At 40.7% G+C, this 18,474-nt stretch carries 16 protein-coding genes; 5 read left to right on the forward strand and 11 right to left on the reverse strand.

The genetic code is table 11. The features are described from left to right. Positions 1-98: 98 nt before the first annotated feature. The 8 genes from MTF64_RS02030 to dnaK all read right to left on the reverse strand — a co-directional run bounded on the left by MTF64_RS02030 (position 99) and on the right by dnaK (position 7,835). Positions 99-1,823 carry an ATP-binding protein gene (locus MTF64_RS02030; RefSeq protein ID WP_248450342.1) on the reverse strand — a complete coding sequence of 575 codons (1,725 nt, stop codon included), beginning with the start codon at positions 1,821-1,823 and terminating at the stop codon, positions 99-101. A gap of 171 nt (positions 1,824-1,994) precedes the next feature. After that, positions 1,995-2,261 (reverse strand): hypothetical protein, encoded by a 267-nt coding sequence (locus MTF64_RS02035; protein ID WP_004588716.1) that lies wholly within the window; start codon positions 2,259-2,261, stop codon positions 1,995-1,997. Between the two features lie 186 nt (positions 2,262-2,447). Further along, complete coding sequence (locus tag MTF64_RS02040) at positions 2,448-2,699, reverse strand: hypothetical protein (protein ID WP_248450343.1); 252 nt, start codon at positions 2,697-2,699, stop codon at positions 2,448-2,450. A gap of 157 nt (positions 2,700-2,856) precedes the next feature. Then, the gene (locus tag MTF64_RS02045) at positions 2,857-3,225 is read right to left on the reverse strand and encodes a response regulator (RefSeq protein WP_024031358.1); all 369 of its coding nucleotides are present in this window, start codon (positions 3,223-3,225) and stop codon (positions 2,857-2,859) included. A 57-nt stretch (positions 3,226-3,282) separates the two neighbouring features. After that, complete coding sequence (locus tag MTF64_RS02050; RefSeq protein ID WP_054981852.1) at positions 3,283-3,687, reverse strand: DUF1761 domain-containing protein; 405 nt, start codon at positions 3,685-3,687, stop codon at positions 3,283-3,285. 120 nt (positions 3,688-3,807) lie between these two features. Continuing rightward, a complete protein-coding gene (ybaK, locus tag MTF64_RS02055; RefSeq protein WP_248450345.1) occupies positions 3,808-4,269 on the reverse strand; it encodes a Cys-tRNA(Pro) deacylase in 462 nt (153 codons plus the stop codon). Positions 4,270-4,571: 302 nt separating this feature from the next. Beyond that, positions 4,572-5,714: a molecular chaperone DnaJ gene (dnaJ, locus tag MTF64_RS02060; RefSeq protein WP_024031901.1), complete on the reverse strand. Its 1,143-nt coding sequence runs from the start codon at positions 5,712-5,714 to the stop codon at positions 4,572-4,574. Positions 5,715-5,915: 201 nt separating this feature from the next. Next, a complete protein-coding gene (dnaK, locus tag MTF64_RS02065; RefSeq protein WP_248450347.1) occupies positions 5,916-7,835 on the reverse strand; it encodes a molecular chaperone DnaK in 1,920 nt (639 codons plus the stop codon). Positions 7,836-8,076: 241 nt separating this feature from the next. Here dnaK and MTF64_RS02070 point away from each other — a divergent pair, with 241 nt between their 5' ends. Then, positions 8,077-8,898, forward strand: a complete 822-nt coding sequence (locus MTF64_RS02070) for a thioesterase family protein (RefSeq protein ID WP_138579089.1) — start codon at positions 8,077-8,079, stop codon at positions 8,896-8,898. A 15-nt stretch (positions 8,899-8,913) separates the two neighbouring features. Here the strand turns inward: MTF64_RS02070 and MTF64_RS02075 are convergent, their stop codons facing one another. Beyond that, positions 8,914-9,597: a transporter substrate-binding domain-containing protein gene (locus MTF64_RS02075; protein WP_248450349.1), complete on the reverse strand. Its 684-nt coding sequence runs from the start codon at positions 9,595-9,597 to the stop codon at positions 8,914-8,916. Positions 9,598-9,815: 218 nt separating this feature from the next. On the opposite strand from MTF64_RS02075, the gene MTF64_RS02080 reads away from it, so the two are divergent. From MTF64_RS02080 to MTF64_RS02090, 3 genes are read left to right on the forward strand one after another with little or no spacing between them, the layout of a single operon-like run. After that, positions 9,816-10,982 (forward strand): paraquat-inducible protein A, encoded by a 1,167-nt coding sequence (locus tag MTF64_RS02080; protein ID WP_236695089.1) that lies wholly within the window; start codon positions 9,816-9,818, stop codon positions 10,980-10,982. Beyond that, entirely contained in the window at positions 10,979-12,634 is a 1,656-nt protein-coding gene (gene pqiB / locus MTF64_RS02085; RefSeq protein ID WP_029771939.1) for an intermembrane transport protein PqiB, read from the forward strand. Before MTF64_RS02080 ends, pqiB begins: the two co-directional genes overlap by 4 nt. Continuing rightward, positions 12,634-13,242, forward strand: a complete 609-nt coding sequence (locus MTF64_RS02090) for a PqiC family protein (protein WP_024031907.1) — start codon at positions 12,634-12,636, stop codon at positions 13,240-13,242. Before pqiB ends, MTF64_RS02090 begins: the two co-directional genes overlap by 1 nt. Here MTF64_RS02090 and MTF64_RS02095 read toward each other — a convergent pair. Next, positions 13,239-13,739, reverse strand: coding sequence for a GNAT family N-acetyltransferase (locus MTF64_RS02095; protein WP_029771936.1), 501 nt, complete (start codon positions 13,737-13,739; stop codon positions 13,239-13,241). The genes MTF64_RS02090 and MTF64_RS02095 overlap by 4 nt on opposite strands. 286 nt (positions 13,740-14,025) lie before the next feature. Between MTF64_RS02095 and MTF64_RS02100 the strand changes: the two genes are divergently transcribed. After that, positions 14,026-15,408, forward strand: coding sequence for a Na+/H+ antiporter NhaC family protein (locus MTF64_RS02100; protein ID WP_248450351.1), 1,383 nt, complete (start codon positions 14,026-14,028; stop codon positions 15,406-15,408). Between the two features lie 116 nt (positions 15,409-15,524). Here the strand turns inward: MTF64_RS02100 and MTF64_RS02105 are convergent, their stop codons facing one another. Further along, complete coding sequence (locus MTF64_RS02105) at positions 15,525-18,416, reverse strand: insulinase family protein (protein WP_248450352.1); 2,892 nt, start codon at positions 18,414-18,416, stop codon at positions 15,525-15,527. Positions 18,417-18,474: the final 58 nt, after the last annotated feature.

Raw genomic sequence — 18,474 nt, forward strand, 5'->3', positions numbered from 1 at the left:
AATAACACTAACTATCTAAAAATTACCGCTTTTGTAGGAACAAATAGCCACAATTAACCACTACTCGCTCAATAATTTAGCCCTTAAATTACTTTTATTTAGCTCGTTAGCGGCTCACAAGGAAGCGTAATAATAAATTTAGCGCCGCCTTGCTCGCGGTTCTGTGCGCTTAGCGTGCCATTAAGCGTGCTAATAATTTGCTTAGAAATACACAAACCAAGTCCTAGCCCATCAACCGATTTAGTACTGTAAAAAGGCTCAAAAATAGTGTCTATATCGTGCACTTCTATACCCGGACCGGTATCTTCAATACACAGTTGCACACTATTATTTAGATAATTGGCACTGATACTCAGCTCGCGAGTAATACACCCTTGCATTGCTTGGCTGGCATTCGATATTAAGTTAACTAACACTTCTTCAAGGGCCGCTTTATCTGCTAACACGTTTAATTGGCTGTCAATTTTAGGCGGTAAAACACTTATATTGTCTTGCTTTAGCTGGTTTTTATTAATCTCAAGTGCTTTGGCTACTGATTCACTTAATGGCACTTCGCTAATAATCGTTTTTGCAGAATCAGAAAAATAATTTAGCTGTGCAACTATCTTATGCACTCTTGCTACTAAGGATTCAATAAACTGTAAATTTTCGTTTAGGGCTTCAAACTTTCCTTTAGCTAGCAAGCGCTTAGCACTGGCTAAGTAAGTATTAATGGTATTAAGCGGGTGATTAATTTCGTGGTTAAAGCCCATGCTAAGCTGGCCAATTGTTGCAAGCTTAGTTGATTGTACAAGCGCATCTTGCTGTGCTTTAAAAGCATTGGTACGTGCACTAATTTCCTGACTGACACTGTGATGGGAATAAACCAGCTTTTTAACGCCAACAAAGCGCCTTAAAACAACATACCCTAGGGCAATAATAAGCGCATAAATTACCACAAAGCCAAATAACGCCGGTAATTGGGCAATATTAGCATTAGATACATTTACTAATACGGTAACCGATGCGTTCAAAAAGCGTAATTTTTGCTCTACCGATAAATAGTTATGCTCATCAATTGTGCTAAACAGTAACCTTTGTGATGTGTAATTTGAATGGGCAATCAGCTTAGGTTGATAATCTAAATACGCACGACGCTGAGCGATATCTCGACGATGAGTAATATCGAGTGTAGAAAACGTATTCAGGCGCCAATTTTCCATATCTGAAATAGCAATCACGCTATCTTCTAGCTGCACATAAAAGTGGCTGCCTTTGGCGGTATTTAAAAGCTCACGGTCACTTTCAAATTTGTTCACATTGACTTTTAAAACAACAACCCCTACCGCTTGATTATTGTTATAAATGGCTTGTGAAAAATAGATGCCTCGCTCTTTTGTACGCATACCTACGGCAAAATACGCTACTTTTTCACCTGCAAATGCGCGCTTAAAATACGGTCTAAACGACAGATCGCTGCCTAAAAAGTTATGATCGGCCTGCCAGTTACTGCTTGCAATCACAGCGCCTTGTTCATCAAGAATATAAATATCTGAGGCACCACTGGCTTGTTGTATATCAGCTAAGTAGTTATTAATCTTTTTTTCGTTATTTTGCGCCGCACCTAAAAAATCAATAACCTCATTGTTATAGGTAAGAAGCTGAGGAATTTTTGAAAAACGCGCAAGCTCAGCATCAATATAATGCTTTAACTGAGTTGCTTGCTGGGCTGCTTTTTGCTCGGCCTGATTATAATAATGAGTTCGGCCATAGCAAAACACGACCGACAATAGCACTATCAGTACAACAAAAGATAAAAGAAGTTTTTTAGAAAAGGAGAACATGCCCTAGCTCACAACAAAATAGCTATAAAATTTAAGGGCGCTAGTTTAACGGGTTATGGGCGCTAACAACAGAAACTTTGTGTTAACAAATACAATAAATCTTAATTTATTTATAAACTGCTGCAAGTCTGTACTGACTCGCAACAGTAAACATCATTAGCGGTACTAAAATTACGAGTTAGTGGCTAATTGAGGCTTATTTTTAGCGTACTTGTATAAGCCGATCAGTGAAGCTGCAATCCAGAAAATCTCAATTACAAAGCTTGCAAGGTTAAAGTTGTAACACAAACTGATTAACAGCAAAATTGCCCCTGTTAAATTCATTATGTTGTACAATAACCCCGTTGGGGATGCTTTATTAAGTTGTAATAAAAAGAATGCACCAACAACTAAGAAAGTACCCGCCATACCTACAATATCAAATAACAGTGCTATCACACGTTTATCCTTTGCTTAAAAAACCCAACTAACTGGCCCTATCCTTGGGGAGGGTGTTTTTCAATCATTGAAACAGCAAAACCGGGCGAGTATAGCAGGCTTGTTTATTGGTACAAGGTCAATTGTCCGCCTTACTAAGCAGCAAATCTAAGCTTTTGTAGTTATTACATTTTTAAACGTATTGGGTTATTTAAAGGTAACCTTACCGCCAATTATTTTATAAGCTGGTGTACCGCGTATGATTGCTGGGCGCGCAAATGGGCGCTCGCATTGGGGGCAAATACACGGTGTAGTTGTGTAATCTTGGGTTATTCGCTCTATAAAACACTTTACTAAAGCGCCTTTGCCACCTTTTCTATATTTAAACAGCGCCGCTTTGCAAGCAGAGCAAAAAATATCGACTGTTTTAGTCGGCCCTCTTTTATTTGGCTTAGCCATACACTCCTTAACATACCTACGTAGATACAAAGCAGGCATTTTAGCAGTTAATAAATAAAAACGTTACAGAAGCTAGGCAAACTGCCTAATAAGCGGTGGAGAAAAACGCAGGGGATTAAATAATAGGTACGGTATAAAACGCCATAAAAGCGTTTCGCTAATCTCTAAAAAACAAACGGTTTAATTGCGCTGATAACACATTCATATTAAATGGTTTAATAATAAACCCCGACACTTTTGCTTTAATAACTTGTTTTACTGTATCAGCGTTATCTTCGCACGTGACCATAATAACAGGTAAATCGACTAAGGCTTGGTCGTGGCGTATGTTATCGAGCAAGTTTACACCGTCTACTTTAGGCATGTGTAGGTCGGTTATTACTAAATCAAATTTTTGCTGACGCAGTATTTTTAACGCCTGTTGGCCGTCAGTTGCCTCTACAACATTTTTGTAATCAAGCTGCCTTAACATATTAATTAATACGTGGCGCATAAGTGGCATATCATCAACGACTAATATTTTCATAATTATCTTTATTGTATTTTAGCGCTTAGCTTAAAGGTGGCGCCTTATTTAGCTTGCTTAGGGCCATACACCTATAATAAAACCCATTAATGTAAATTGTAATGTGTAATACCCTGCATTAATTATAAATAACTTGATTGGCCGCTGCTCATAAATGTAACTGAGCCCCAGCGAGCTACCTACCCAAAACAAACCGATGGCAAAACCTGTAAAGGCGCCCTCTCCCATTCCGGCCTCTTTACCTAAAAATAATGAAAGTACCACTGCCGACAAAAGTGCAAGTACCATACTGCCGCCAAAAATTAACGCCGGTTTTGCTGTTTGTAAATCAAGCTCCGTAAGGCCTGTACACTCTAACCAGGCATTTTTAAAAAAAGCGTTTGAATACCAAATACCGCCAAGCATAAAAGAGGAAAGCGCCGCCACAAGCACGGCAAAAAAATTAACATCAGCAAAATTCATACATACTGCCATAATGCATAGTGTACAAGGGTATTTTGACTGTAGTTAAAAATACCCTAAGCAGCAAATTATCGCCTTTAAAATTTGCGGTTTAGGGCATGTTGGTTTTTGTGGAGGTTTTTAAAAATCGCCATAGGTGGCACGCGTTTGTGCCTTTAAATCGGTTGGCGATAGCGCTACCTCCAGCCCTCGCTTACCTGCACTTACATACACTGTATTAAAGGCCATAGCACTTGAATGAATAAAAGTGGTTAGGCGCTTTTTTTGCCCAAGTGGGCTAACCCCTCCCAAGATATACCCTGTAGCGGCTTGCACCTTTGGCGCGCTTGCCATTGCGACCTTTTTAGCGTGACTGAGTTTGGCTAATTGCTTTAAATTTACTTGCTGGGAAACCGGTGTAACGGCAACAATTAACTGCCCTTCACTGGTTTCAAGCACGAGGGTTTTAAATACCTGCTCACTGTTAAGGTTTAACTTTTCAACGGCTTCTTGACCATAACGTGTTGTATTAGCATCGTGTTGATAACTGAGTACATCGTGAGGCACATTTTGTTTTTTCAGTAATTCTATTGCAGGGGTCATACAATTTAGCCACATTATTTTAAGCGCTTTATTAATCTACAATAAGGGTTAATCATTTTGAAGTGTAACTTAATAGCAAATACGTAAAAAGCCTCTTATTTACGAGGGTATAGGTACAAACGGTAAAGCAGTGTGGGGGCAATTGCCTAAGGCAACAAAATAGCTCAGTGAATTAATCGATTGAGTATACGCACTTTATAATATTGCTAAGTCGTGCCCAGTAATATGGTTGAAAAAAATGAATTTGAGCCAAAAAAAACGGTGCATCAAGCACCGTTTTTTTTAGTTTTTACGATAACTAATTACTTAGTTAAATCGTCAAAAAACTTTTTAACGCCGTCAAAAAAGCCTTGCTCTTTAGGACGGTTTTTTGAGCTATCTTTGCCCATGCTCTCGTCTAACTCTTTAAGTAACTCGCGTTGACGCTCGTTTAAGTTAACTGGCGTTTCAATCACTACTTTACAAATTAAGTCACCTTGAGCACCACTACGAACCGATTTAACACCTTTGCCACGCATACGGAACATTTTTCCCGTTTGTGTTTCAGACGGTATTTTAAGTTTTGCACGGCCATCAAGCGTAGGCACTTCAATTTCGCCACCTAAACCTGCGGTAGTAAAGCTAATTGGCACTTCGCAGTACAAGTTATTCGCATCACGTACAAAAATTGGGTGTTCGCGTACAGATACTTGCACGTATAAGTCGCCAGCTGGCGCTCCGTGCATACCCGCTTCGCCTTCACCGGTTAAACGAATACGATCGCCTGTATCTACGCCTGCTGGAATTTTAACTGACAACGTTTTCGTTTTCTCAACACGTCCTTGTCCGTGACACTTATCACATGGGTCTGAAATAATCTGACCTTGTCCCTGACACGTTGGACACGTTTGTTGAACAGCAAAGAAACCTTGGCGCATTTGTACTTGGCCAGCACCATGACACGTAGTACATGTTTTAGGCTTAGAGCCCGCTTTTGCACCACTGCCATCACACGGCTTACAGCTAACCCATGTAGGTACTTTTATTTCTACTTCTTTACCACGGACCGCTTCTTCTAAGCTTAGGTCCATGTTGTAACGTAAATCTGATCCACGTTGTTGACGCGATTGACGACGGCCACCACCGCCACCAAAAATGTCACCGAACACATCACCAAAAATATCACCAAAATCGCCTTGACCACCACCGCCAAAGCCACCGTGACCGCCGCCACCGCCTTGTTCAAAGGCAGCATGGCCGTATTGGTCATACATTTGACGTTTTTGATCGTCGGTTAAAATCTCGTAAGCTTCTTTTACTTCTTTAAATTTAGTTTCGAGATCTTTATCACCGGCGGTACGATCTGGGTGATATTTCATCGCTAAGCGTTTATACGCTTTTTTTATGTCTCTCTCGCTTGCATCTTTGCTTACGCCGAGAACTTCGTAATAATCGCGTTTTGACATATCTATCACACTACTCTTTTCTATTTGCAGCTAGGCTGCGGGATAAACCGATAAATCACATCGATTTATCATGAAAATTTTAAACCTTAAATACATACAAAAGGCGCGACAAGCTGTAGCCTGCGCGCCTCAAAAGTTCATCCTACCCTAAAAACTTGAGCAAATCATGTTGTTTAGGCTAGTTAGAAGCTTAGCTGACAATTACTTGTCGTCTTTTACTTCTTCAAACTCAGCATCAACTACATCGTCGTCTTGCTTAGCAGTCTGTTGTGGTTGCTCGCCTGCATCTGCGCCACCTTGTTGCGCTTTAGCTTGAGCGATTTCCATTAGCTTTTGAGACTTTTCAGCAAGTGCTTGCGTTTTAGCTTCAATTTCTGCTTTGTCGTCGCTCTTAATAGCTGCTTCAAGGTCAACAACAGCTGCTTCAATTGCATCTTTGTCTTCGCTTGGTAGTGCATCGCCAGCTTCTTCAATTTGCTTGCGAGTACCGTGTACCATTGCATCAGCTTGGTTACGAGTTGCTACTAGCTCTTCAAACTTTTTATCTTCTTCCGCGTTAGCTTCTGCATCACGAACCATTTTTTCTACTTCTTCATCGCTTAAGCCTGAAGACGCTTGAATCGTGATTTTTTGCTCTTTACCTGTATCTTTATCTTTCGCTGATACATGTAAGATACCATCCGCATCTACATCGAAAGTTACTTCGATTTGTGGAGTACCACGTTGTGCTGGACGAATACCTTCTAGGTTAAATTGACCTAGAGATTTGTTGTCGCTAGCACGCTTGCGCTCACCTTGTAGTACGTGAATCGTAACGGCAGATTGGTTATCTTCTGCTGTAGAGAACGTTTGCGATTTCTTAGTAGGAATCGTTGTATTTTTCTCAATTAGCGCGGTCATTACTGAGCCCATTGTCTCAATACCTAGCGATAATGGAGACACGTCTAGTAATAGTACGTCTTTAACGTCACCTGCTAATACACCACCTTGAATTGCCGCGCCTACTGCTACAGCTTCATCAGGGTTAACATCTTTACGTGGCTCTTTACCAAAGAACTCAGCAACTGTTTTTTGTACTAGTGGCATACGTGTTTGACCACCTACTAAAATGATATCGTTAATATCATTTACAGATAAATCAGCATCCGCTAGCGCACGTTTAAGTGGCTCAATTGACTTAGTTACTAAGTCTTCAACTAATGACTCAAGTTTAGCACGCGTTAGTTTAACGTTCATGTGCTTAGGACCTGATGCATCGGCAGTTACGTACGGAAGGTTAACTTCTGTAGATTGTGCAGATGATAGTTCGATTTTCGCTTTTTCAGCCGCTTCTTTAACACGTTGCATAGCAAGCGGATCGTTTTGTAAATCGATACCTTGGTCTTTCTTGAACTCAGCTACTAAGTAGTTGATTACGCGGTTATCGAAATCTTCACCACCTAAGTGAGTGTCACCGTTTGTAGCAAGTACTTCAAATGTGTGCTCGCCTTCAACTTCATCAATTTCAATGATTGATAAATCGAAAGTACCACCACCTAAGTCGTATACTGCAACAACATTTTCACCTTTGTTTTTGTCCATGCCGTAAGCAAGGGCAGCAGCTGTTGGCTCATTGATGATACGTTTAACTTCAAGACCCGCAATACGACCAGCATCTTTTGTTGCTTGGCGTTGTGAATCGTTAAAGTATGCAGGTACTGTGATTACAGCTTCAGTTACTTCTTCACCTAAGAAGTCTTCTGCCGTTTTCTTCATTTTTTTAAGTACTTCTGCAGAAATTTGTGGTGCAGCGCGTTTTTCACCGCCCGCTTCAACCCATGCATCGCCGTTATCAGCTTTGATGATTTTGAACGGCATAATACCGATATCGCGTTGTACTTCTTCGTCTTCAAAACGACGACCAATTAAACGCTTAATTGCAAATAACGTGTTAGTTGGGTTAGTAACCGCTTGACGCTTAGCAGGTTGACCTACTAGAGTCTCACCGTCTTGCGTGTAAGCAATAATAGACGGGGTTGTGCGATCGCCTTCCGCATTTTCAATAACACGTGCTTTATCACCATCAAGTACTGCAACACAAGAGTTTGTAGTACCTAAATCGATTCCAATAATTTTACCCATGAATCTTCTCCAACTTCAAATTCGTTAATACGTTCGATGACTAGTAAATAGGGATGCCACAAAGTTAATTCAACTGTAAAAATGAAAAAAAATTCATTTTTTGTAATTTATTTAACAAAAAACCTTAATAAAAGTAGGGTTTGATGCTTTTTACGCCAAATACACCTATTTAACACAACTAGTCTGACCAGTTGTTATGTGCTATATATGTCTGATAATGATAATTTCAAGGATATTAACGATGCATTTTGATGACTTATTAAAACAAGCCTCTGCTATTTCAAGCTCTTCTTCCGCTTCGCTTGCCAATAACAGCAATACAATGGAGTTTCCTGCTAATTGGTGCCAAGGTAGAACCGCTTTTGGTGGCCTTTCTGCTGCACTACTTTATCAAGCAATCAGAAAACACATTGACCCAAGTAGACGATTACTGTCTTTGAGCACTAACTTTGTTGGGCCGCTGCTTGCCGACACGCCTTTTTCATTGTCAGTTGAAATTTTACGCCAAGGTAAAAGCAGTACTCAGGTATTAGCTAAAGTGATTCAGAGTGAACAAGTGTGCGTTATTGTCCAAGCGTGCTTTGCTATTGATAGGCAATCGGGTGTTAATGTACCGGTTAGTAAAGAAATGGGATTAAAGCCAGTGGATGCACGTCATACATTGCCATTTATTGAAGGGCAAATGCCTGAGTTTTTCCAACATGTTGATTTATGTCCGCAGCAAGGCGCTATGCCTTTTAGCGCTGCACAGACCTCGCATTTAGGCGGCTGGATGCGCTTTAAACATACCCCAGAGGCAATTACCGAAGCACATATAATTGCCCTTACCGATGCATGGCCTCCTACATTATTACAAATGTTTAAACAGCCGGCTCCTGCAAGTAGCATGTCGTGGTATTTAGAATTTGTGCAAGAGCCAACGCTTACACCCGGTGAATGGTTAGGCTTTGAAGCAATTACACATCATGCTAAAGGGGGTTATGGCTTAGAAGATGGCTGTATTTGGTCGCAATCGGGGGAGCTAATTGCTTTGACACGTCAAACCGTTGCTTTGTTTGATTAAGTACCGCTTAGCTTACTAATGAGCTTGGTGGTAACCACTCATTATTTGTTGATATTTTCCCTTTGCTTTTATAGTTAGCAAGCCTTTATCAAATGTTTTTTGCAGCACTGCGTTGTTAAAATAAGCAGGGCGTGGGGCTTTTGGAAAAATTGGGTGAATATTAACGGGTAATGAGTGCGCATAGTCATTGTTATAGTAATGAAATATGCGCTCATCGAGGATAATTACATCCACCCAGTCTTTCATTAGCCTATCGACTTGCGCACGCTGATTAACTACTTCTTCATAACTTGCAAACTGAGCAACCCCTTTTGCAAATGGGGGTGGTAAATAAGCTGTCGCATGTTGAAATCCTAATACACTTTTATTGTTTAGCTCTTTTATAGTCTCAATCGTAAAGTTGCGCTTTTTAAGTGATACCGCCACATTTTTGTAACTCAATACTGGCTGACTAGGGTAAATACCTGCGCCGCGCTTTCCTGCGCAATTAAGCAGTATATCCACATTACCGCTATGCAGTTGCTGCTCGGCGCGCTTGTTAGACATGTAAATAACCACAATATTATCTAAGCCTTGCTCAATAAGTGCCGCTTTAATTATATTAAGTTGTATACCCGTATCTGTTTTTTCTATTACATAGGGAGGAATAGTCGCACTGGCAGCAATCACAATTGGCTGTTTTTGCCAAGCGGCAGACACTGGAGGGCTTATAAAAAAACAGCTAATAAAGCAAAGTAATAACAGCCTCACATCTATCCTTAACGTATTGTTATTGCACTTAATGATGAATCGCGTTGTATTAATAACTTAAATATAGCAAAATTGCGTAAACATTCTTCTTTGATGGTTATAACTTGCAAACAATTTGCCCGTGCTGCGACCTAATAATTGATATACCCGCAATAGCCGATAAGCAAATGGCAGTGTGCCCGCATTGTCACCATAAGTTGTGCGAAGGCGATGTAAACAACGACAGTAAAGTGGTTGCGCTAAGTATTGGCTCATTACTAATGCTATTAAGCAGCATGTTTTACCCGTTTATTTCTTTTAGTAGCAGCGGCATAACGCAAACCATCACCCTGCCCGATGCTGCCCGAATTTTATTTAATTACGACAGTGAGTTACTTGGCTTATTTATTGATTTAAGCATTATTGCGCTGCCAATGAGCTTACTTATCATCCTTATTCCTATGCATCTGGGGCTTTTGCAATCCTTGCCTGAGGCCATCGCTAGGCGATTGCTCAAGTTTACCTTGGCCCTTGAGCCGTGGATCATGTCTGAAATATTTTTAATTGGCGTGTTAGTAAGCATGGTTAAAATTATGTCGCTTGCCGACATTAGTTTTGGCACCAGCTTTTGGGCATATATTGGCTTTGTTATTATGTATATTGCGGCGCTTGCCCATTTAAATAAGCCGCGCTTATGGGCACATATTAAACCAGCAACAACACTTGAAGACGCAGCACATGCCAAGCGCGCTATTGATCAAAACATAAAAGCTTGCCACGTATGCCATCAACTGTGTAAAAGTAGTATTTGCCCGCGTTGTCACACTAAAACCCATGTAAGAAACCCCAACAGTGTTCAAAAAGCAACGGCTTGGTTAGTGACCTCTGTGCTGTGTTACATACCTGCAAATCTATTACCAATAATGCATACCACCAGCCTGGGTGATGTGTCACCGTCAACCTTAATTGGCGGCGTACTGACACTTTGGAAAAGTGGCTCCTACCCCATTGCTGCCATTATATTTTTGGCCAGCGTGGTGGTGCCACTGGCCAAAGCCTTTGTGCTTAGTTTTTTATGCATTATGGTGGCAAAACCTGCTAACAAGCACACAAAAGGCTATACTAAAATTTATCAACTTACTGAATTTATTGGCAAATGGTCAATGATCGATGTATTTGTTGTTGCTATACTCGTTGCCTTAGTGCAACTAGGCAACTTAATGTCAATTACCCCAGGGCTAGGCATTGTATTTTTTACTGTTATGGTAATATGCCAAATGATGGCTGCACATGCGTTTGATCCGCGCTTGTTGTGGGATACACCAAAAAACAAACATTCAGAGAATAAAGCATGACCGAAACGGCTAATGTAACAACAAAACCAAAAATTTCTGCTATTTGGATTATTCCACTGATAGCCTTATTAGTTGGTATATGGATGTTGTATCAATACCAAGCAAATGTAGGCCCTACTATTTATATAAAAATGCCCCACGCAGAAGGTATTATTGCAGGTAAAACAGAAATAAAAGTGCGCAGTGTTAAAATTGGTCAAATTGATGCTATACGCCTTTCTGACTCGCAAGATAGCGTTATTGCCCGCGCACAAATAGACAAAAACTATAATGAGCTCCTCACCGACGATGCTAAAATTTGGGTTGTTAAACCCCGTATAGACGAAACGGGCATTAGTGGTATGAGTACGCTTTTGTCGGGTGTTTATTTAGAGTTTTCACCGGGGGAGAGTAAAAAACTAAAAGAGCGTTTTGTATTACAAGACGAGCCAGCCCTTATTGGTAAAGATGTAAAAGGTGGGCGTTTTCAGTTACTCAGCTACAACGCTGAAGTGCTAGAGGTAAGCACTGGGATATTTTTTAAAAACTATAAAATAGGCCAAATAGAAACCGCTACTTTTGACTGGAAAAACCAAGCAATGAAGTACGGTATTTTTATTAACGAACCGTATCAAAACCTCATAACATTAAACTCTATATTTTGGGTTAATGCCGGCATTGAAATAGATTTGTCGGCCGATGGTATTAATATAAGTACCGGCTCATTAAGTAAACTCCTCAAAGGCGGTATTTCGGTTGGCTTACCAGAGCAACAAGCCCCAGGCGACTTAGCCCAAGACGGCCACAACTTTTCGCTAAGCCAAAGCTACAAAGAAGCACTAGAAGAGCGCTTTTACGACTTTGATTACTACATTATTGATTTTGAACAATCTATACGTGGCCTAAGACCCGGCGCGCCTGTGGAATATCGCGGCACCCGAATTGGTACCGTGGTAGAAGCCCCCGCTAACGTTATTGTTAATGGTAAACCTGCACATTTTAAAAACCATAATACGGCGGTGCCGGTACTGATTAAAATAGAGTATGGTCGTTTATATCACGATAGCGCAGCGGCCAAAGAGTTTTGGCAAAGTAGCCTAACCGGCTGGATAAAAAATGGTATGCGCGCTTCTTTAAAACCTGGCAACCTTTTAACTGGCGCAGTGTATGTAGATTTTGATATATACCCCGACGCACCAAAAGCGCATTTAGCAAAGCTTGCCCAGTATGATGTATTTCCGAGTATATCTAGCGGCATTACGGTGCTTGCCGATCAGGTCTCGGATGTGCTTAACAAGGTAAACGATTTAAAAATTGAAGACAGCCTAGCGCAAATGCAGGCTACATTTAGCGACTACCAAGCGCTTGCTAACGAAATGCGTGCGTTATTAAGCCAAAAAGATACCCAAAACTTACCCGGCGACTTTAACCGTAACTTTGATAAAATGACCAAAAGTATGGAGCAGTTTGAAGTGACCATGCGTCAATTTGATAAAACCATGGCAAGTTATCAGGCCGGCTCTGAGTTTCATCATCAATTACAGCAAACCTTGCTTGAATTTAAACGCTTAAGTGAAGAAATTCAGCCGCTTACACGGGGTTTAAACGAACAACCTAATATGTTTATTTTTGATAAAGCACTCCCTGCTGATCCACAACCAAGGAAGCAATAATGAAACACTTATTTTTGGCCATAACCGTGTTAATTACCCTTGCAGGGTGCAGTGCGTCAATTCAAACCGCAACGCAGTATTATCAGTTTGAACAACCCATTGCTTCATCATCACGCCATGTAAAAGAAACTGATGCCCAATTAAGAGTGCAAACCGTGGCCCTTAGAGGCGCTTTAAACAATTTGGGTATAGCAATGAAAATTGATAGCAACCAAATTCATGCGGCAAATTACAACCTATGGGGTGAATCGCCCGATGTGATGCTCACCGCTACAGCGCAACAAACCCTTTTTAATGCAATGCCTAATTGGATGGTCATTAAGGGCTTACCGGTAATTACCGAGCTTGATCAGCAAACGTTTTACGAGCTTGAATATGAAGTGCACCACTTTAATGGTGATATGCAAGGCAATGCTGATATTTCTGGCCTGTGGCGCTTATATTACACCCACCCAGAAACCGGCCGCCGCCTAATTAGTGTGCATAATTTTTCGCATGTAGTTCCAATAGAAGATGATGGTTACGATGGCTTAGTGGCTACCCTTGAGCAAACTTGGCAAAACATAAACCTAAGCGTAGCAAAAGCCATAGAGCAAGCGCGACTTTAATAACCATATATAATTACGGCGGTTTTATCATTATTAATAACCGCCTTGCCTACCCTATTAAAACCTAACTTTAATAATACACACTGAGATGCGGTATTATTAGCCGCGCAGATAGCACTGACCTGCTTTATCCCAAGTGTGTGCCTATTTTGTAATAGCGCTTTGGCCGCTTCAAAAATATAACCGTTTTTCTCATAACGGGTTAACAAGGCAAAACCTAAATCTGGCAGTTGCAGTACGTCGCGTTTATAAAAACCCACAACTCCTACTACTTCACCATTGTGTAAAGTAATAATATAAGGGCCAAACCCTTGGTGTTTATGGGATGCCCTAAACGATTGCTCAATGTAGCGCTTGGCATCGCTGTGCGTATAAATGGCTTTATCGCCAATATATTTTATAAAATTTGGCTGATTCACCAAAGTAAGTAACATGGCTGCATCGTGCTCATTTGCATAGCGTAATAATAAACGTTGGGTTTTAAATACGGCCTCCACATTATCTCCTATAAAAAGTTATTTTGTACGTAAATTTTTATTGACTGAAATACAAAACCGGATTATTTTTGCGCCGATGTTTTTACAGGCACAACAATAGCGGCATGCTTCTCTTGCACCGTCTGGCGCCAAAGCCAACGCGTTTCCCTTTCGCTATTAATTTAACATAACAGCAAAGCACCCTACGCGGCAAAAGCAGTGACTTGGCACGTAATGACTATTACCTGCTTTGTTTTTGTTAAGCAATTTATTATTTAAATATGCTTTTAATTTTGTGAATCTTTAAATGCTTGAACCTTCTGCATTAAGTTTACTGCCACCAGCGGTGGTTGTGGTATTGGCTGTTGTTTTACGCCGCCCTATTTTATCTTTACTTATTGGCGCTTTAGTTGGCCTAGTAATAGCCGACCCAGCTCAGGTGCTTGCTAACTTTGCCAACACGTCACTTAAAGTAATGACCGACGAAACCATAGGTTGGTTAATACTCGTGTGCGGAAGCTTTGGCGCTTTAATCACTTTATTAGTGCGCACTGGCGGTGCGTCGGCGTTTGGCAAATTAGCGCTAAAATACACTAAAGGTAAACGCTCTTCTTTATTTATGACCTTTTGTTTAGGTGTGGTTATTTTTATTGATGACTATTTAAATGCGCTTACCGTTGGTGAAACAATGAAACGCATTACCGATAAATTTAAAGTAAGCCGAGAAATGCTAGCCTACGTTGTAGATTCAACAGCGGCACCTATTTGCGTACTTGTCCCTTTATCGACTTGGGCGGTATTTTTTGGTGGCTTGTTAGTCGATAACGGCATTGCCGAGGAAGGCAAAGGCATTGCGGTTTATATTCAAGCCATTCCTTATATGTTTTACGCCTGGTTTGCAGTATTGGTGGTTTTGTTAGTGGTACTGGGTGTTATACCTGCTATTGGGCCTATGAAAAAAGCCGAAAGGTTAGCGCAAGTTGAGCAAGCCACTGTAGACCCTGCGCAATTTAGTGATATTCAAACAGCCGACGAATACGCTGTAAAAGCAGTAGAAGAAAGCTTTGAAGATGCAGACCCTAAAGGAAAATTACACAACTTTTTACTGCCTATAATTTTACTAGTAGCCTTTACAGTTTACTTTGAAATAGATGTATATAAAGGCTTATTAGCAACTATGGCGGTAACGCTTCCTTTTTATGCACTACAAAAATTAATGAGCTTTAGCGAAATGATAGAGCGCATGCTTGATGGCTTTAAAAGCATGATACCGGCTATTGGCACTGTAATAGCCGCATTTATATTTAAAGATGTGTGCGACTTAATTGGCTTAGCGCAGTTTGTGATCGGTAGTTTGAGCCCGTACATGACTGCCCAATACTTACCGGCGGTGGTATTTATTGCTATGGCGGTGTTAGCGTTTGCTACAGGCTCTAGTTGGGGTATTTTTGCTGTGTCGATCCCAATAGTTATGCCACTGGCAACTGCCGTTGATGCTAATATTCCACTGGTTATTGGCGCGTTGTTATCGGCCTCATCATTTGGTAGCCAAGCCTGTTTTTACTCAGACTCTACCGTACTTGCAGCACAAGGCTCTGGCTGTAATTTAATGAGCCATGCAGTAACACAACTGCCTTATACATTAATTGCCGCGGCACTTGCCGTTGTCGGCTTTATTGTTATGGCATAAATTAAGTTAATACAAATAAAACACCCCAATGTAGTCTACATTGGGGTGTTTTACCAATCCACAATAATACTTAATTAAGCGGATTGGTATTATTTAGCTGTATAAATATATATAGCTTATTTTTGTAATTTAATACCATTGTAATAGGTTTCAAGCGATTGAATTTTGGTTTGATTTGGTAAATCAGCAAAGTCGCTTTCTACAAACTTAGTACCACGTAACTGCACATTTAAACGTGCGGCTTGTGGGTTTAACATAGTTTGTTTGTAGTACTGCTTAATATCTTCAAGCGTTACTTTTTCAACTTCATCAATTAGCTTTTGCTTAGAGTCAAAGTTAAAGTTTTCACGATACCAATCGGTAATAAGTGGCCCCATTTCATCGCTTAGGTTTTTAGGCTGCTCTTTTAGTGATACAAGCGTGGCATTTTTAAGTTGAGCAAAAGTATCTAAGCTCATATTATCAAGCTCTACCGCGTACTCTTTTTTGAATTGATCAAAACGTGCCTGTATTTCTTTTGGCCCTTTAACAGGTGTTTGAATAAACAAGCCAATTGCCGAGTAATCCTCTATTGGGCGAGCCAGCGCGCCTACAGCGTATGCAAGCTGCTCTTCGGTACGCATTTTATCAAATGCAATGGTTCTAAAGTGGCTTTGTAACACAGCGGCTTGCGCTTTTTGTTTATACCCTGGCACTGGGTGAACGGTCATATCAACAACTGCCACATCGGCAACATCAATATCTTTTTGCAATACTCGCGTTTCGCCTGGCTGTGGTAACCATGCTTTACTGCGCGCAAACTCACTCGATGTATGATTGCTTGGTAAAGTGGCACTTAACTCAGTGGCTATCGATTCTATATCTTGTTGGTTGTAATTACCGTAGCTAAATACACGTAAATCGTTGGTGGCAAATGTGGCTGTTTTTAGCTTGTTTAAATCGGCAACGCTTAACGATTCTGCAGCTTTTATCAGTGCCTCTGTATCAAAGCTGCCTGTGCGGATAAGTTTAGAGTAGGCGCCAAATGCTTGTGCATACGGAAATTGCTTTTGCTGATTTAACAAGCCACGTTTGTAGCGATCAATTGCTTGGGTAAATGCTTGTGCCGTTACGTCGGCTTTTAACCCGCTTAGTGCTTGTTTTAAAAGTACATCTTGCTTATCGGTAAAGCCACTCATTGATAAAACTAAACCATTACTTGGCGCAAGGTTAACGCTCATGCCGGCAATGGCGGCTTCGGTGCTTAGTTGGCTTTGTTGAATGTTATATAAGTCGGCCCATACTGAGTAAAGTACTTCAGCATTAATATCATTTAAGCCTGGCTGGGTATTAATATATACCTCAACCAACCCCTTTGGCTGGGCAGCAAATTTTTGGCTTGCTTGGCGCCATACTTTTACGCCGTTTTTATCGTAAGCCAGTTCAGGGTGTTTTTGCTCTTTAAACTCAGCTGTTTTAATCGCGAAGCTTTCAGGTAGTAAGTTATTTACACTTGGTAAAGCAAGCTTAAACTCGCTTGATGTTTTCCAACTGGCAATTTCGGCATCGCTAATATCTTCTATGCGGTATTTACCATCATAAAAATGCAGTTGCGAGTCGGTTTCTTCTTGTTGCGAAATATACCAAACGCGCAGCGTATCAGCATTTAATTGCTTAAGTACTTCGTTTATCGCCTCTGCGTCAAATTTGGCATAATAGTAAGGCGCATCAATGGCATGATTTAATGGGTAATCTTGCATGCTACCAGTAAGCGCGCTGACATAGCTAAACTCATCGCCTTTTTCTAAAAACTTAAATTGATTGCTAAGTGATGTACGAATTTCATTAAAGTACTTAGCATCTACACCTTCTTTTTTAATCAGTTCAATGTATTGCATAATAGTTGCGACAATTGTTTCGCGGTTTTTCATGCCTTCATCGGTTAATTCAAGCGAAATAGTAAGCGCGCCGTAATTGCCGTACTGACTAGGAGAAGGAGACGCTGTTAATTGCGATACCCAGCCTTTGTCGCGTAGTAATTGTGCCGGGCTACCTGGCATTTCATTACTTAATAAATAACTGACATAACGGTTAGGTTTAACCGCAAAGTCGCGGCTGTTGTTATTAATAGTAAACTCAAGTTGCAGCTGTTTTACGTCTTCATTAGGTGAGTAATATACTTTTTTGCCACCGGCTTTATCAAAATCAAGCTCTGCGGTAACGGTTGGCTTTTCAATGTGTTTATTTTTGATATCGGCAAAATAAGTTTTTGCTTTTTGCTCCATTTGCTCAATTGGCAAGTTTGAAATAAGCGCTACTTTCATAATGTTAGATGAATAGTATTTATTGTAAAAGTCGACCGTTTCTTTGTGTAATTGGCTGCCTTCTTTGTCTCCTAGCGTTTCTAGGTTACCAATTAAAAAGCGATTTGCCGGGTGAGCGCCCATCATTTTACGGGCAAGTTTAAACTGGCCAAAAAAGTCCATTTCGCGGCGCATTGACCACTCGGCATTTACAGCGTTTTTTTCTTTATCTGTATATTCAGGGTACAGCTTAGGGGCTTTAAAAAAATCAGCAAAACGGTCTAGCGCTTCATCAAAGGCATCGTTATTAATTTTAAACATGTAGTTTGTAATATCGAGCCAGGTATACGCATTATTTACCCCGCCATTTTTGGTCATAAAGTCAGAGTAGCCTTTTGTATCGGGGTAGCGCTCTGTGCCTAAAAAAAGCATATGCTCTAAGTAATGTGCCATACCCTGCTGCATCATAGGGTCGTGTAGTAAGCCTACGCCTACACTTAGCGATGCTGCTGATTTTTCAGCGCTTGGATCAGAGACTAAAATGACTTCTATTTCGTTTTCGAGGGTAAGGGTTTTATATTCGCGCGTATCATTTGGGCTTACAACTAATGTGTCTGAGAGTAAGGAGCTTTGCGAAGAACTAGCAACCGATGGGGTAGATGATGTATTAGTACAGCCACTTAAAACTGCTAAAGCGATGACGCTAAAACCAAGAATTTTTTTCATTTTGTTTTTCCATTAAAATTGCGCTTAGGATGCGCTCAAAACAACGTAATAGAGCTAA

Origin of the sequence: Pseudoalteromonas sp. 2CM41L (assembly GCF_023161905.1) — a bacterium.
In the GTDB taxonomy this organism is placed as follows: domain Bacteria; phylum Pseudomonadota; class Gammaproteobacteria; order Enterobacterales; family Alteromonadaceae; genus Pseudoalteromonas; species Pseudoalteromonas atlantica.